Origin of the sequence: Psychromonas algicola (genome assembly GCF_004378355.1) — a bacterium.
GTDB lineage: Bacteria > Pseudomonadota > Gammaproteobacteria > Enterobacterales > Psychromonadaceae > Psychromonas.
In genome coordinates this window covers 1-1,261 of sequence record NZ_SNUB01000065.1, presented here as the reverse complement: position 1 = coordinate 1,261, position 1,261 = coordinate 1, and the positions used below count along the sequence as shown (strand labels likewise).

General features: G+C 37.3%; 1 protein-coding gene. It reads right to left on the bottom strand.

Annotated features, from left to right (window positions below):
* Positions 1-135 precede the first annotated feature (135 nt).
* Positions 136-1,111, bottom strand: a protein-coding gene (locus E2R67_RS16325; protein ID WP_166739414.1) for an IS630 family transposase whose coding sequence is annotated in 2 segments (ribosomal slippage) — positions 136-711 and positions 713-1,111 — 975 coding nt in all. Because the reading frame shifts where the segments join, the coding sequence is not laid out codon by codon here.
* Positions 1,112-1,261 lie beyond the last annotated feature (150 nt).

The window sequence follows — 1,261 nt, the reverse complement described above, 5'->3', positions numbered from 1 at the left end:
GTCATTGCCAAGCGCCTAATTAAACGAACCCAGTAAGTATTTTCTTACTGGGTTTTTTTATATCTGTTAATTGATGACCTACGTAGAAAGTAGGGCGAATATCGCGACAGCGATGGGTTATACCAATCTGTAAAATTAAGTGTTCAGATTCATCCAGTCTCTTGTGCACATATTTATCACTCTTTGACTGTCGCTAACAAAGCTGTTCCAAGCATGACAAACTTCATCAACTATATTCTCATATCCTTTAAAAGTTCGATTTGATAAATGATGTTGCCGCATCCAACCCCAGACTTGCTCTATGGGATTCAATTCTGGCGAATAAGGAGGAAGTTTTATTATCGTGACATTATTGAAGCCTATATCAATTCCATCAGTATGCCACCCTGCACCATCCATGATAACGACGGCATGCCTGCCATCCTTGGTAGCTTCAGATATTTGCAATAAATGCTGCTCCATAATATTTTTATTTACAAAGGGAACAACCATCGCTTCTGAAGCACCATTATTAATACAAACTGAACCAAACAAATAAGCGTATTCAAATTGTTGCTGTTTTACTGCACGTGGTCGACTGCCTGTTGGTGCCCATAAACGGGTTGTCGTATTTTGTTGGCCAAATCTAGCTTCATCTTGAAGCCAAATATCTACTCGCTCTACTGGAACATGCCCAGGGATCTTAGTGATCGTTTTTGTGTGGAATTTTTTTAAAAATATCTTGTACTTCTTTCCCTTGTCTAGGGTGTCTAGAACGAGAAGTGACCCATGAAAATCCCATTTTTTTTAAAAGATAATAAATAGAATCAGTATGGTAGGTTTTATCAAATTCTTTTTTAATATAAGCATGGATATCAGCACCAATCAATCGACCACCTTCATCACTAGCTCCTTTCTCATTAATAAACTGAGCTAGTTGTTTCTGTTGTGCTGCTGACAAATAAGCTGGACGACCAGTTCTTGGTTTTTCTTTTAACCCCTCGAAGCCTTCATTTAAATAAATGCTAACCCATTTGTTAACACTTGTTCGGCTTACTTTAAGGAATTGTGCAATCTTAGCGCGAGATTCACCTTCTTTAAAATGTGCTAAAGCGAGTAATCGCATTTTCATTTGAATAGAAGTTTGAGCGCGAGAGAGTGATACCAATCTAAGTAAAAATATGATCTAATTGAGTTATCTATTGCGATTAAAGTGACTCAAAGATGGAGCATATAAAAAAGACAGATTTTAAAGTACTTGCCCGTAAGCAAACTTCATTAC